A 15,145-nucleotide genomic window follows, 5' to 3' on the forward strand; every position below is an offset into this window, starting at 1 on the left:
CCAGCCTCTTTGACGGGCGCGCCGGTTCTCCGGTCTCATTCCCAGTCGAGTGGCAGTATTATTTAGAAAAAAAATACGTCAATAGGGGGCGTGCATTTTTGTGTGCGGAAACGAAAACCGGTTTTGACGGACTTGCTAAACTTCAGCGCAAAGGGCAGCATGCACGGTCATGGAGAGCAATTACCGCCGATGAGCCAGGAACCGAAACGCACCAACTTTCGCCATGTCGAACTGGCGCAAAAAATACTGGATGTCGCCGGCGAGCGCGGAATGCTTCCCGGCGAACGGCTTGCCGAACAGGCCCTTGCCTCCCTGTGCAACGTCTCCAGAACCCCGATACGCAAGGCTTTGCAGATACTTGCCGAACGCGAACTGGTGACGGCGGACACGGATGGCGGCTATCTGCTTGCGATCGATCCCGTCGCCACGGCGCGTCTTGAGGACACCTCGGAAGGCGAAGGCGAAAATGAAATCTACGCCGCGATCCTGCGTGATCTTTCAGCCGGTCGGATCGGCGAAAGCCAGACGATCGCCGCCCTGCAGCGCCGCTACGAAGTCCCCCGGCAGACGGTACAAAATGCGCTGATGAAACTGGCGGAGGAAAGTCTCGCGGAGCGTGGTTCCGGTCAGCAATGGATGCTGAAACAGTTCGCCATCAGCGGCGATGCCACAGCCAAGAGCTATGAATTCCGTCTGGCGACCGAACCGCTGGCGCTGACACTGCCCGATTTCAAGCGCGATATCCCGGCTATGACGGCGCTGCGTCAATCCATGCTGATCCTGCGTGGTATGAACGAAACGACCTTTGACCGGAAACTCTTTGACCGCACGGACTTCGATTTCCATCTGCTGATCGCCCGTTCCTGCGGCAATCCCTTCATGGCGGAAGCGCTCACCAACCATCACCGACGTCGGCGCGCGACGCCTCCGACCGTGCACATCAACGCCTTCCGCTTGATGCAGTCGAACCTCGAACACATCCAGATCCTCGAGCAGATCGAGCGCGGCCAGATGGAGCTTGCCGCCGATCTCATGCGTGTGCATATACAGCTTTCCCAGACCCAGCGCCCCCGGCTTGCCGGTCGCGGCGTCCCTCCCGCCTTCAAGCTCGGCGCGCGTTAATCCTCCATGACGCCAGTCAAAACCATCGCCCTCTTTCCCGAAGCGAGCTACGGCGCGGCGCTGAACTGCGTCGGCATCGCCCAGGAACTGCGTCGCATGGGACATCGCCCGGTCTTTCTCTGTCATCCCGGTTTCAGCGGGGTTTTCGCGGAATACGGGTTTCCGGAATATCAGCTCACAGAGGCCGAGGCCGGAACTCAGACAGACTGGAACGACTTCATCGAACGTCATCAGGATGCTTTCCGGCAGACACCGCTGGAGCAGGTCGAGAGCTATGTCGGCCCGACCTGGGACGCGATCGTGGACACCGCCATGCGCGTCGAGGAACCGCTGCGCCAGCTTCTCGTGCGGCTGAAACCGGATGCGATCGTGCTCGACAATGTCGTCATGTTTCCGGCCATCGCGAATGCGGGCGTGCCCTGGATTCGTGTTGTCTCCTGCGCCGAAACGGAGATACCGGACGAGGACATGCCGCCCCATCTCTCCGGCTGCGGGGAAGACGAACGCGCCGCATGGGCGGTTTATTCCGAGCGTTACGAGAAAACGGTCGCTCCCGCACACAAGCGTTTTTCCGCCTTTCTCGCGGATTGCGGCCTGAAAGCGCCGCAGACACCGATTTTCCTCGACGCCTCACCCTGGCTGAACCTGCTGCTTGCGCCCGAGATCATCCGGCATCGGCGTCGCCAGCCCCTCGATTCCGCACGCTTCGTCTTCCTCGACGGCTGCGTTCGCCGTGAGGCGCCCTATACTCCGCCGCGCTTTGCGAGCCACAACGAGGCACCACTGGTGCTGACGAGCTTCGGCTCGCTCGGGGCCATGGACGTGGACATGACGAAGCGGATGATTTCCGTCTTTGCCACCCTGCCCTTCCGCTTCCTCGTCAATGCGGGTAACTGGCGGGAGGAATATCGCGAGGTGCCGGATAATGTCTTCATCGACAGCTGGTTCCCACAGCCCTCCGTAGTCGAACAGGCAAGCCTCTTCATACATCACGGTGGCAATAATTCCTTCTGCGAGGCGCTTTATTACGGCGTCCCATCGCTCGTCATGCCCTATTGCTGGGACGGTCACGACAATGCGACGCGTGCCGCCGAAACCGGCGTCGGCCGAAAACTCGCTCGCTACAACTGGAGCGAGGACCAACTCGCCAGTGCGATAAGGGGACTTCTCGGCGACAGCGACATGCATGCGCGCCTGAAGGCCAATTCGGCCGGCATGCGCAAGGCTGCCGGCGTGACGCGGGCGGCGGAAGAAATCGTCAGGGTCGCGACCGGCGCCAAAGCTGCCGCGCGGGCTTCCATCTGAACCTATCGGGAGACATCGAATGCGTGACAGGCTCTTCATCGACGGCAAGTGGCAGGCCCCGGCGAAGGGCGGCACCTTCCCGGTCATCAACCCCGCAACCGAAGAGGTCGTGCATCAGGCGCCCGCCGGCACAAGGGAAGACATCGATGCTGCCGTGAAAGCAGCACGCCTTGCCTTCGACAAGGGACCATGGACGAGGCTTTCCGGCAAGGAACGCGGAGCGGTCCTGCGCCGTATTTCTGAGATCATTCTCGCCCGCAAGCTCGATCTTGCCCGGCTCGAAGTGATCGATAATGGCAAGCCCATGCCGGAAGCCGTCTGGGACGTGGAGGATACGGCAGGCTGCTTCGCCTTCTATGCCGGCCTCGCCGAGGAGATGGACGACAATCCGGAAGAAACGATCACGCTCGCAGAGCCCCGCTTCTCCTCTAAGGTCGTGCGGGAACCGATCGGCGTCGCCGGCGCGATCATCCCGTGGAACTATCCGCTGCTGATGGCCTCGTGGAAGGTAGCGCCGGCCCTTGCCGCCGGCTGCACCATGGTGCTGAAGCCTTCCGAGCTGACGCCGCTCACCGCGCTGGAACTGGGCGCAATCGTCGAGGAAGCGGGTCTTCCGGCCGGCGTGCTGAACATTGTGACGGGGCTAGGCGCGGAGGCCGGCCAGCCGCTTTCGGAACATCCCGGCGTCGACAAGCTCGCCTTCACCGGCTCCGTGCCGACAGGCGCGAAGATCATGGCGGCGGCGGCACGCGACATCAAGAATGTCAGCCTGGAACTCGGCGGCAAGTCGCCTTTCGTCGTCTTTGCCGACAGCGACATCGAGAAGGCCGTCGAATGGATCATGTTCGGCATCTTCTGGAATCAGGGGCAGGTCTGCTCGGCAACCTCGCGGGTTCTGGTGGAGGACAGTCTTTATCCGGCTCTCATGGAGCGGCTTGTCGCCGAATCCGCGAAAATCCGCATCGGCAACGGGCTTGAGGATAGAACGCTGCTCGGCCCGCTCGTCTCGAAGGGCCAGTATGACAAGGTTCTGGCCGCCATCGAACGCGGCAAGACGGAAGGTGCTGTCGTCGCCGGCGGCGGCAAGCGGCCCGCCGGTCTCGACAAGGGCTATTTCCTCGAGCCGACCATCCTCACCGACATGCCGGAGGATAGCTTCGTCTGGACCGAGGAGATCTTCGGCCCCGTCGTCTGCGTCAGACCGTTCAAGGACGAGGTGGATGCGATCCGCATGGCGAATGACAGCCGCTTCGGCCTCGCCGCCGCCGTCATGTCCAAGGACAAGGCCCGCTGCGAACGGGTTGCGAAGGCCTTCCGCGCCGGGATCGTATGGATCAACTGCTCGCAGCCGACATTTACCGAAGCGCCATGGGGCGGCTACAAGCAGTCTGGCATCGGTCGCGAACTCGGCCGATGGGGGCTCTCCAACTATCTTGAGACCAAGCAGATCACCTCGTTCAATAGCGAGGAACCGTGGGGCTGGTACATAAAGCCGGCCTGAGGGCGGCGGGCACGCGTCAGCATGTTCGGGAACGACAGGGCAGCGAAATCGACAAGAAGCCTTCCCCAGACCGCAACCAACCATGTCTGACCGGAGCGACCCAGAGTGGATTGGAGATCGATCCGCGCCTGTCCGATACTGCCCAGGGTTTTCTATCGAAAACAAACGGGACACGCGCGGCGGATAGCGCGCGTCCCTTTCAATGTCCGAGACAGGGAAATCCTACGGACATTACCGACCTTCGACCGCGGGGTTCCGGACAAAGGTCGGCAAACGGAAAACTGCTGAAACGCGGCCTTTCACCATCTCCATTCGTTGCAGATGACGTAGGAAGCAGCGGAGCTGCGATGATCTCCACTCCGCCAATTCAAACTGCGCCCTCCGCAATGGTCATCGAACGAAACTGAATGGGCGGCTAGCAAAGAATGCCTCCTTCACCTCACCCATCCTATATATACAAACGAAACGTTTGTATATATAGGATGCATCGCTTTCGACGTGACGACGTCAGTATTGGCCTTATTAAAAATGGCTCTAGCGTCCGGGACAACCACTCAACAAGAAAGACTGAAAGGAGAAGACGGGACCGACCGCGAACGGACCCCTTCTTGGAAACTCGCCTCGTGTTCAGGGGGTCGTTTGCGGAAGCTGACGGAATCCTACGCGAAGGCCGCCGCTTTGGCTAACTCCGCCATTTTCCGTATTGCTGACTGAAGCTGCTCATCGCCCATGTTGCGGGACAGCTCCGCTTTAGCCGCTTTCCATATGGGAAAGGCATCGACCATGAGGTTGCACCCGGCATCGGTCAAGTTTAGCCGCTTTCCCAAGCGGCCACGTCCGCCTTCAGCGCGAACCAAACCTCGCGCCTCCAGGTTTCGAACATTTCGACTAAGCGTGGTCGCATCAACCCCTGCGCTGACCGCGAGATCAACGAGTGTAGCTCCCTCGCCCGCTCCGATCCCGACCAAGAGGCTGAACTGCTCGGCCGTCAGCCCGAAAGGCTTGAAGCAAGCGTTGTAATAGCGCGTGACTGCACGCGCTGCGGCACGGACCTGAAAGCCCGGACATTCCGCTGCAACGCCCTTCAAAAATTCTGGATCAAAACTGCTCACTGCTGCACCCTAGACAAGTCCATTATCTCCAAATACTGTATATGCATTATTAGGAGACTTGTCATGCCCGCGTACGTGCATATAAATCTGCGTGTCATAGACCCCGCCAAGCAGGCGGCGCTCGCTCCACGCTTTCAGGCGGCCCTACAAGAGGCTGGTGGGCGTATTCTCCACTTCGGTCGTGTTGCGCAGGTTCTTGAAGGCGAAGACGCACCTCTGCCAATGGCCGGCGTGTTCGAGTTCCCGACCTTGGCCCAAGCGCTAACCTTCTACAATTCTGAGCGGTACGCGCCGATCAAGGCCGAACGTCGGGAAGCCCAGGAAGCGCGAATGTTCGTGGTCGAAGCCGGCTGAAGCACCCACGCCAAAGGAAGCACCCACGCCAAAGATTGAATATAGCAAGCTGCCCCGCATCGCTCGTTTCGCGTCGAATCCATGGTCGAACCCATGACCGAATTGTCGCCGGCCGCTACCAGACTTCGGAAAGCCTTTGCCGAAGTCGTCGGCGCCGTGCTCGACCACGAACCGCATACGTTGCACTGTCGCTGCTGGAGGAGGTCGTGATCCTGCACCACGGCTCGAACAGTGCGGCGCATACCACCTTCTTGCGGCCAAACTCGAAGGGGCATCGCCATCGTCGTTCCCAGGCGGCTGGCAACGCTCGCCTATGGAAAATCGCGGTGCTGTTCCATCTGCACGAGGTCGGCTCGCGTCGAGCGAACCCATTCAGATCATGAGTTTAACCGATGATGAAAAAACTATCAGCTCATTTTGTAAGGCTGGCAAGGATCGTCCTGATATAGAGGCTACCGTCTGGGGAAATATTGAAGCCCCCTTTCCCCAATGCCCATTCGATGACGAGACCGCTGATGGTTGCACTCACCATGGAAGCCGCCTTCTGGGGGGTCCATGGTGACGGCATGCCGGTATCGCGCTCCACCGCCTGAAAAATCCGGACGAAGATGCTGTTGATTTCCTCGCGGAAGGTGGAGCCGCCGGGCTCGTCCTTTTCGGAAAGTGCGATGTCCAATCGTATCATGCCGCGGATCAGACCCTGCTGACGTGGGTCGTTCTCCATCTGGTCGAAAATGTCCGCGATGATATCTCCGAGCTTCTTAAGGGAAGCCGCACCGTTATTCGGCGCAAGCTCATCAGCCAGTATGCGAAACGGCTCCTGCGCGGCATCGCGCAAAGCGAGCAGAAGACCCTGCTTGTTCTTGAAATGCCAATGCACCGCCCCGCGCGTCACTCCGGCAAGTGCGGCAATCTCCTCCAGCGTTACATCTTCGTAGCCCTTTTCGAGAAAAAGATCCTCGGCTGCCTGCAATATCTGCCGACTTGTCTCCGCTGCCTGCTCTTTCGTTCTCCTCACGGTGTTTCTCCATTTTCGTTTTTATTATTCGGCAAGCGAAAGGCCGGATATCCGGGAACGGACCAATACATTCCGTCGATAGCAGATAGGCCGCAGTTATCATTGACGAAACGCCAGCGCGGCATACCTTTCCCGAACATGCTGTCAAGCTTTGCCAATCTTGCAAGGCAGATTCGGATGCCACCCGAAATTGACCTTGAGCATCCCTGAGGGACAGCTGCCTTCCATGTTGAAAGCTATTCATGCGCGAGGCTACGGCTCATACGCAAATACGGCCTTCCCGCTTTCGATAGTGGTTGATGAAAGCGTCGTTCCCGATCAGGTCGATCAGAACTGAAAACCGATACGCCCCTCGAAGTTGAAGCGGGCGGTATCGCAGTCCCGGGTATACGCATACCCGGGACTGCGATTGGCAAAACCTCAGGCTGTAGCCTCTTCCGTCTTGGTCGGCTTGCTTCGGGTGAAAAGCCGGTTCACGAGCACGAAGAACACCGGCACGAAGACGATGGCGAGCAGCGTTCCGGTAACGGTACCGAAGAACGTGGCAAAGCCGATCGCCTGACGCGCTCCGGCACCTGCACCACTTGAGAGAACCAGCGGAACGACGCCGAGACCGAAGGCAAGCGACGTCATCAGAATCGGGCGGAAGCGAAGCTTTGCCGCTTCGCAAACCGCTTCGAACGCCGACTCGCCAAGCTGCGACATCCGCTCGCGAGCGAACTCCACGATCATGATGCCGTTCTTGCCAGTCAGCCCCACCACCGTCAGCAAGCCCACCTGGAAGTACACGCCGTTCGACTGTCCGCCGATCTGGGCGCCGATAAGCGCACCCAGAATACCGACCGGCATGGCGAGAAGCACTGCGATCGGGATGGTCCAGCTTTCGTAGAGGGCTGCAAGGCACAGGAACATGGTTGCCAGCGCGAGAGCATAGAGCGGAAGTGCCCCGGCACCTGCATCCTTTTCCTCCAATGAAAGACCCGTCCACTGCAGACTGAAGCCCGGCGGAAGCTTGCTGGCGAGGCTTTCCATTTCGACAAGGGCGTCACCGGACGAGAACCCGGGCGCGGACGAACCGTCAATCTGCATGGCTGGCAAGGCGTCGTAACGGCTGACCTGCTGCGGGCCGAAGACCCAGTCCTGCGTAGCAAAGGTGGAGAAGTCTACGAAATCCCCGTTCGAGTTCGGCACGCGCCACAACGCCAGATCTTCCGGTCCCGTGCGGGCCCAAGGCTCGCCCTGAACGTAGACTCGCTTCATCCGGCCTTGATAAAGGAAGTCGTTGACGTAGGAACTCGACCAGATCGTGGTGAGGAACGATCCGACATCCGACGCGCTCAGGCCGACGGCACCGGCTTTACCCCAGTCGATGTTGAGTTCGAACTGGGAGGCGTCTTCAACACCGTTGGGACGAACGGCCATCAGCTTGTTGCTTTGTGCCGCCATGCCAAGCAGGGCGTTGCGTGCTTCCAACAGTTCTTCGTGGGTCTGGCCCGAGCGCGCCTGCAGGTACCCCGAGAAGCCATTGGAGGTGCCGAGTTCCATAACGGCCGGCGGTACGATCGGCACGACAATGGCCTCGCGAATACCACCCATCAGCGGACCGAAAGCACGGCCGGCGATAGCCTGAGCGGAGTTTTCAGCCCCCTTGCGCTCTTCCCAGTCCTTGAGCCTGATGAACATCATGCCCATGTTCTGGCCCTGACCGGCGAAGGAGAAGCCGTTTACGGAGAATACGGCTTCGACATTGTTGGCTTCCGCACCCAGAAAGTAGCCTTCAACCCGGCGCAATAGCTTATCGGTGTTTTCAGCGGTGCCGCCCGACGGAGCCTGGATGATCGCGAACAGCGTCCCCTGATCTTCGTCGGGAAGGAAGGAGGTTGGCGTGCGCTGATAGAGGCCGACCATGGCTGCCACCAGAACCAGATAGACGATAACCATGCGCACCGGGCGGCGGGCCGTGACCCGCACGATGCTGCCATAAACGGCAGTTATCCTGGAGAAGTAATGCTCGAACCAGTTGCCGAACTTCTTCCCCCAACCCTTATCGTTCTCAGGGGAATGAGCCTTGAGCATGGTCGCGCAAAGCGCCGGCGTGAAAATCAACGCAACGAGAACCGATAGCGCCATAGCGGAAACGATGGTGACGGAGAACTGCTTGTACATTTCCCCTGTCGAACCGCCGAAGAAAGCCATCGGCACGAAAACGGCCGAAACCACCATGGCGATACCGATGAGAGCTCCGGAGATTTCGCCCATCGACTTCTTCGTCGCTGCGACAGGATCGAGATGCTCGTCGCGCATGATACGCTCGACGTTCTCCACCACCACGATCGCATCGTCCACCAGGAGGCCGATAGCTAGAACCATGGCAAGCATGGTCAGCGTGTTGATAGTGAACCCGAGGGCGGCCATGATGCCGAAGGTGCCGAGAAGCACCACCGGCACGGCGAGCGTCGGGATCAGTGTTGCTCGGAAATTATGCAGGAAGAGCAGCATAACCAGAACGACGAGTACGATGGCCTCGATGAGGGTGTGGATGACAGCCTCGATCGAGAGGGTGACGAACGGTGTGGTGTCATAAGGAATGACGTAGCTCACCCCGGCCGGCAGGAATTCCGCCAGATCGGCTACCTTCGCCTTGACCAGTTCCGCCGTCTCGAGCGCATTTGCACCGGAGGCAAGCTGGATCGCCATACCCGACGCGGCCTTGCCGTTGTAGAAGCTCGAGATTTCGTAGTTCTCGGCGCCAAGTTCCGCGCGGGCTACATCACGCAGAAGTACAAGCCCGCCATCCGTATCGGCGCGCAGCACGATCCGCTCGAAATCTTCGGGCGTCTTGAGCAATGACTGGGCGGTAACAGTCGCATTCAGCTGCTGACCTTGCGGTGCGGGCATCGCCCCAAAACTGCCCGCCGAAATCTGCGCATTCTGGGCCTTGATTGCAGAAACAACCGCATCAGCCGAAAGATCGTAATATTTCAGCTTCTGCGGATCGAGCCATATACGCATCGCGTATTCGGAACCGAACACCTCGACCTTACCGACGCCGGAAAGGCGCGAGATGGGCTCAACCATGTAAGAGTTCAGATAGTCGGCGAGGTCGATTGCGGTACGCGAACCGTCCTCCGAAATCAGACCGACAACCATCAGGTAACCAGTCGCTGACTTTTCCACGGTGACACCCTGGCGGGTAACTGCCTCCGGGAGGTTTGCCTCGGCCTGGCTAAGCTTGTTCTGCACCTGCACCTGAGCGATGTCGGGATCTGTCCCCAGCGTGAAGGTCAGCGTTATCGTCGCTCGGCCAGTCGAAGTGGTCGAGGAGTTGATATAGCGCAGCCCGTCCAGGCCGGTCATATCCTTTTCGATGATCTGCACGACGGTATCGGCTACGGTCTCTGCCGAGGCTCCGGGATAGGTCGCGCCGATGACGATGGACGGTCCGGCAATCGAGGGATATTGCGAGATGGGCAGCCTAAGGATGGAAAGCACCCCGAGACCCATGATGATGATCGCGATGACCCATGCGAAGATGGGGCGATCGATGAAGAAACGCGCCATCCTCAGTTGCTCCCGCCCGCAGCCTGCTGTTCACCCGCTGGCTCTTCGGCAATCTGTACAGCCGCACCGGGTGCGATCTTCTGGAAGCCAGAAGTGATGAGCTGGTCTCCAGCCTTCAAACCACCATTGGTGACCCAGACATTGCCGGAACCGGTCACGATGGAAAGCGTGCGCACAGCAACCTTGCCGTCCTCTACCACCCAAGCGAAGGCATCGCCCTTGGCGTTGCGCATGACCGCACTTTGCGGAACAAGAACAGCATCCTTAGCAGTGTCCTGCGGCAACTCGACTTCGACATAAAGACCCGGCAACAGCAGCTGATCGGGGTTGGCGAATGTGATGCGCAATGTGACCATGCCTGTGGTCGGCTCGACCTGCGGCTCGGCGGCCTTGAGATCGCCCTTCAGGGCATAGGTTTCACCATTCGGCAGTATCATAGACGCAATGCCCGAAACACGCACCGAATCCGATTTGTGCACGGCGTTCCAGCGTAGGAGATCGGTGGCCGACTGCGTGACATCGACATAAATCGGATCGAGCGCACGGATCGTGGTGAGCGCGGTCGTCTGCTGGGCGGCGACAAGCGCGCCGGGCGTCGTCTGGGAGAAGCCGATCACCCCGGCGATTGGAGCTCGGACAATGGTCCGGTCGAGATCGATTTCCGCCGTCGTCAGTCCAGCGCGCGCAACCTGGAGCGCTGCTTCGGCCTTGCTCCGCTCTGCGAGCTTAGTGTCGCGGTTAGATGCGGTACCGCTCTTGTTGGCGAAAAGCTCTTCTGCACGGCGGGCCTCGATCACGGCGAGATCGTAGTTTGCCTGCGCCTGCGCCACAGCCGCCTTGGCCGATGCGACGGCAGCGACATAAGTTTCGTCCTCTATCTTGTAGAGCGGCTGGCCTGCTTCGACGCGCGCGCCTTCCTCGAATTGCCGGTCACGGATAATGCCCGAAACCTGCGGGCGAACTTCCGCGACCGTCGAAGCCTTGACGCGGCCCGGCAAGCGGGCAGTCAGGGTGAAATCCTCGACCTTCACCTTTTCGACAGTGACCGAAGGCAAGGGCTGCTGCTGGGCGTAACCCGCGACAGGCAGGGTGCCGATCAGAGCAGCAAGCGCGACGCCGCGTCCGATCGTCCATATGGGATTACTAGACATGTCTAACCTTTCTCTAGGAAATCTATTCGCGGGGTGGCCATGCGTGCTGGCTCTTCTTGTGGCCGTTCAGTCATGAACACCTTTTCAGTAGCGGCTGGTTCGACCCGGCATATGATCCTGCTTCTAAAAAAGCTGCGTTTCGGCGCTGCCATGGCGAGAACCCGCATTTTACCATGGAAATGCTCGCCATTGAGAAGTCCTTTCACCCGTGAGGAAGCAGCCCTCTCTTGCCGAGGGACGAGGGAAACGGTGCAATAACAAACCCCGGACATGACCGTAAATCATTCACAGCCCTCGCTCATGTTCAAGGGCAGGCATCAATAATATACATACGTAACGTTTGTAAAGGTGAAATTTTACGATTGCACGATCCGCGAAACCGGCATGAGCATGCGGAACGACAGCCATTGTTATAACCGGCGACATATCGATTACGGCCTTATCGGCTCAGGTAAGATCCGGCTCGTCCGTCGGCTCGATCTGTTCGTCCGGTATCTCCCCTGTCTCTTCCAGCGGTTCGCCTTCCACATCATCGACACGGCGGCTGAGTAAGCCCGCATCCTCTAGTGCCTCGATATCCGGCAAATCACGGAGGGTCTCGAAACCATAAGCGGAGAGAAAATGCTTTGTTGTGACATAGGTATAAGGTGCTCCGGCCGTCGGAGAGCGCGGTCCGGAGGCAATGAAGCCAGCGCCGCGCAGGGCACTGATCGTATCACGCGAGATTTCCTTGCCGAATATCTTGCTGAGTTCCGCGCGTGTGACCGGCTGGAAATACCCCACCGCCATCAACACCATCGCTTCGGTTTCTGAAAGCGCAGAAGCGACAGACCGTGCTGGCACCGAGGAAGCGCGAATTGTATCGGCATACCGCGGTCGAGTGCGATGCTGCCAGCCTCCAGCGACATAGACGAGTTCGTAAGGCCTGCTGCGCAGTTCCTCTTGCAAGTCGTCGATCAGAAGATCGATACTGCAATCTCTTCCCACCACTCTTGCAAGCGTTTCCCGCGCAACTGGTTCAGCAGATGCGAAGATCACCGCCTCGACCCGCAACATCCATTCGCGCCAGCGCAGATCCTGCGGCAGCTCCTCCAGCTCGCGGTCGAGCAGCACCTCGTCCCTTGCCCTCGTACGGCCGCGCCCCTGTGCGGATTTGGCTACGTTCGATCCCGCCATCTTACAACCCGTAGAGACGAAATGAGGATCGCCCAGAGAGTTCGCGAACAGCCTCGAAACTCTCAAGGCGCTCGAACAATCTGGTGCTCGCCCAGCGCGAAAGGTTCGTGCCCGACGAGGAAGCAGCAACAGCATCCTCATCGAGCAGCTTCCTGATAACGGCGTCGCCACCTTTGGTTCGAACCTTCGGAGCAGCGGCAAGAAGCCGGTCAGCGCGGCGGGCGATATCGCTAGCCACCCTCAAAGACCCGCAAATTGCGTCGACGAGAGCAAGACAGACCGCGCGACCAAAAGCCTCATCGCCGGGCCGAACACGCCCCCTGCCTCCGATGGTCCGGAATGCAGGGCCATAGCGCTCAGCCATCAGCAAAGGCACGGGACGCTCCCATTTCAGCCTTGCAGCGACCAGCCAGTCCGCCAACCACCAGGCAAGTATTTCCGCGCGAGGATGCTGAGCGCAGATTGCCGTCACTAATCCGGCCACGGCGAAGGGAACGGCTCGACCGGATTGCAACGCATCATCGAAAAGGTCGACGCAACGGAGAAGCCGCTCATCGGAGGGAAGGCCCAGCTGTCCAACGATTTCGGCAATAACCTTCGAAGTGACTCCACCTCTCTGGCCGGCCAACCTCTTGAAGGCAAGAAACACCTTTCCAGCAGGCCCCGGATCATCCCCGGCTGAAGTCAGCAATACGGCATCGCGCAGGTCGCCTTCAGCCTCCCTTCTCCCCATCAGCCTCACCGTCTCGACAGCGCATGACAACGCCTGACGGTTTCGCCAGCATCCCGACCACACGGGTTGGAATCGAATGAGATCATCGATTGTTTTCAAGGCGATACCGGCGGAAAACGCTGCGTCCGACTCGATCGCCTCACCCCCGCGCGACGTCGCCCACGCCGGAAGATGGAATGACACGGGGAAAGCGGAATTGGGTAGAGCCGGCAACGAATCCATGAAGGAAAGGCTACACCGAACGCGCGGTTAATATCAATTATTTTCGTTAAACCGCACGGTTCGTAATCATCTATTTATGATCGATAATGTTGCATTATCAGTCTTATGTCTCTATTTATGAAAATGAGCAGGAAGCGGTAGCGAAAAGTTTGTTTCGTCGAACAGAATGATCGCAAGCGCATTTTGGCACGACTAGATCTGCGTAAGACGATCTCTTTTTAGGAGCCGTTCTATAGCCGTTGAACCTGCTCATCCAACCGAGCTGTTCGCTCGGCCCCCCGTGATCCCTTGAGGGAAACTCCTCACGAGTAACAAGGCTTTAAGCCTTGAGCACCGTTCCACGAACCGATGGTAGGCCGTAGACGTCTCAACCGCGAGCATTGACCCATATGAGGATATGGCAACGCCTTACCTTGATATTCATGCAACCACGCTGTGGTTGAACAAACCGCTCGGGAGTTCCAGGCAATCCGGTCTCACGTTTGCCGATTGCTCCGAGAATGAGTAGGACTGCCCCAAACGCCAATCAACTTGTCACTCTTGGCGTCACGCCTTAATCTGAAGCAAATCACCTGCCCCGCGTGCGGGGAACAAGCAGTCTGCGGCCCCTGGGACGCGCGGCAACACAAAATGGTCCGAATGGAAAACTCGAACAAAGACCATCCCCTCCCCTCTCCGGCTGCTATGAGCGCACCTGAAGCAGGGTCTGTTTCCGACCTGCCGGCGGCGGTAGAGCTTACCTCGCCGGGTATTCTATCGTCGCATCTGGAGCAGTTGACGGAACGAGCCCGCACCTATGTCGACGCGGCGAGTTCTGCGAATACCCGTCGCGCCTATTCGTCGGACTGGAAGCATTTTTCGGCATGGTGCCGCAGACAGGGGCTCGCGCTGCTGCCACCCAGCCCACAGGTTGTCGGCCTTTACATAACCGCCTGCGCGTCTGGTACTGTCGAACGTGGCGCCAAGCCGAACTCGGTCTCGACGATTGAAAGACGGCTCTCCTCGCTCAGCTGGAACTACACGCAGCGCGGTCTCTCTCTCGACCGCAAGGACCGGCACATCGCCACGGTTCTCGTCGGCATTCGCAACACCCACGCGGCACCACCCCGGCAGAAGGAAGCAATCCTCCCGGAAGACATCATCGCTATGCTGGAGACCCTCGACCGCGGTACGTTGAGGGGATTGCGCGACCGCGCCATGCTCTTGCTGGGCTTCGCCGGCGGTCTGCGACGCTCCGAAATCGTCGGCCTCGATCTCGGACGCGACCAGACGGAAGATGGCAAGGGCTGGATCGAAATTCTTGACAAGGGAATGCTCGTCACGTTGCGCGGCAAGACCGGCTGGCGAGAGGTTGAAGTCGGCCGCGGTTCCGCCGACACCACCTGTCCGATCGCCGCAATAGAAACCTGGATCAAGTTTGCGCGGCTGGCGAAGGGCCCCCTCTTTCGTCGGGTGACAGGACAGGGAAAATCCGTTGGCGCCGATCGCCTCAACGACCAGGAAGTTGCCCGGTTGGTAAAGAGAACGGCGATGGCCGCCGGTGTTCGCGGCGATCTTTCCGAGGCCGAACGCCTGCAGAAATTCGCCGGCCATTCCCTTCGTGCCGGCTTGGCCTCCTCCGCCGAAGTTGATGAACGCTATGTCCAGAAACAGCTCGGTCATGCGTCCGCAGAAATGACCCGGCGTTATCAGCGCCGGCGCGATCGATTCCGCATCAACCTCACGAAAGCCGCAGGTCTCTGATCCCTCATCACGACTCTCTCGCAAGCGTTTCTCGTCCATCGTTAGCTCCCGGAGCACTCTGCCAATGCCGTGTCTCCCAAAATCTTGATGTTGTAACACACCACGTTTCCTCCTCATCCGGAACGCGTCGGCCACTCTCTAAGCGAC

11 protein-coding genes are annotated in these 15,145 nt (G+C 59.3%); 5 read left to right on the plus strand and 6 right to left on the minus strand.

The features are described 5' to 3' along the window. Positions 1-189 precede the first annotated feature (189 nt). From H4I99_RS20715 to H4I99_RS20725, 3 genes are read left to right on the plus strand one after another with little or no spacing between them, the layout of a single operon-like run. Positions 190-1,122, plus strand: a complete 933-nt coding sequence (locus H4I99_RS20715; RefSeq protein WP_163898489.1) for a GntR family transcriptional regulator — start codon at positions 190-192, stop codon at positions 1,120-1,122. Positions 1,123-1,128: 6 nt separating this feature from the next. After that, complete coding sequence (locus H4I99_RS20720; protein ID WP_163898492.1) at positions 1,129-2,427, plus strand: glycosyltransferase; 1,299 nt, start codon at positions 1,129-1,131, stop codon at positions 2,425-2,427. 19 nt (positions 2,428-2,446) lie between these two features. Further along, positions 2,447-3,928, plus strand: coding sequence for an aldehyde dehydrogenase family protein (locus H4I99_RS20725; RefSeq protein ID WP_163898495.1), 1,482 nt, complete (start codon positions 2,447-2,449; stop codon positions 3,926-3,928). A 659-nt stretch (positions 3,929-4,587) separates the two neighbouring features. Here H4I99_RS20725 and H4I99_RS20730 read toward each other — a convergent pair. Then, a complete protein-coding gene (locus tag H4I99_RS20730) occupies positions 4,588-5,040 on the minus strand; it encodes a MarR family winged helix-turn-helix transcriptional regulator (protein WP_163898498.1) in 453 nt (150 codons plus the stop codon). A 63-nt stretch (positions 5,041-5,103) separates the two neighbouring features. On the opposite strand from H4I99_RS20730, the gene H4I99_RS20735 reads away from it, so the two are divergent. After that, positions 5,104-5,394, plus strand: a complete 291-nt coding sequence (locus H4I99_RS20735; protein WP_163898501.1) for a DUF1330 domain-containing protein — start codon at positions 5,104-5,106, stop codon at positions 5,392-5,394. Positions 5,395-5,806: 412 nt separating this feature from the next. Here the strand turns inward: H4I99_RS20735 and H4I99_RS20740 are convergent, their stop codons facing one another. The 5 genes from H4I99_RS20740 to H4I99_RS20760 form a co-directional block, all read right to left on the minus strand. Then, positions 5,807-6,412, minus strand: coding sequence for a TetR/AcrR family transcriptional regulator (locus H4I99_RS20740; RefSeq protein WP_163898504.1), 606 nt, complete (start codon positions 6,410-6,412; stop codon positions 5,807-5,809). Positions 6,413-6,832: 420 nt separating this feature from the next. Further along, on the minus strand, positions 6,833-9,973 hold the full coding sequence (locus tag H4I99_RS20745; protein WP_163898507.1) for an efflux RND transporter permease subunit: 3,141 nt from the start codon (positions 9,971-9,973) through the stop codon (positions 6,833-6,835). A gap of 2 nt (positions 9,974-9,975) precedes the next feature. After that, positions 9,976-11,124, minus strand: coding sequence for an efflux RND transporter periplasmic adaptor subunit (locus tag H4I99_RS20750; RefSeq protein ID WP_163898511.1), 1,149 nt, complete (start codon positions 11,122-11,124; stop codon positions 9,976-9,978). 447 nt (positions 11,125-11,571) lie between these two features. Continuing rightward, positions 11,572-12,300, minus strand: a complete 729-nt coding sequence (scpB, locus tag H4I99_RS20755) for an SMC-Scp complex subunit ScpB (RefSeq protein WP_163898514.1) — start codon at positions 12,298-12,300, stop codon at positions 11,572-11,574. Position 12,301: 1 nt separating this feature from the next. Continuing rightward, positions 12,302-13,255 (minus strand): DUF1403 family protein, encoded by a 954-nt coding sequence (locus H4I99_RS20760; protein ID WP_163898516.1) that lies wholly within the window; start codon positions 13,253-13,255, stop codon positions 12,302-12,304. A 684-nt stretch (positions 13,256-13,939) separates the two neighbouring features. On the opposite strand from H4I99_RS20760, the gene H4I99_RS20765 reads away from it, so the two are divergent. Beyond that, positions 13,940-14,998: a site-specific integrase gene (locus tag H4I99_RS20765; protein WP_244625204.1), complete on the plus strand. Its 1,059-nt coding sequence runs from the start codon at positions 13,940-13,942 to the stop codon at positions 14,996-14,998. Positions 14,999-15,145: the final 147 nt, after the last annotated feature.

Source organism: Paenirhizobium daejeonense (genome assembly GCF_014280875.1).
Taxonomy (GTDB): domain Bacteria; phylum Pseudomonadota; class Alphaproteobacteria; order Rhizobiales; family Rhizobiaceae; genus Allorhizobium; species Allorhizobium daejeonense.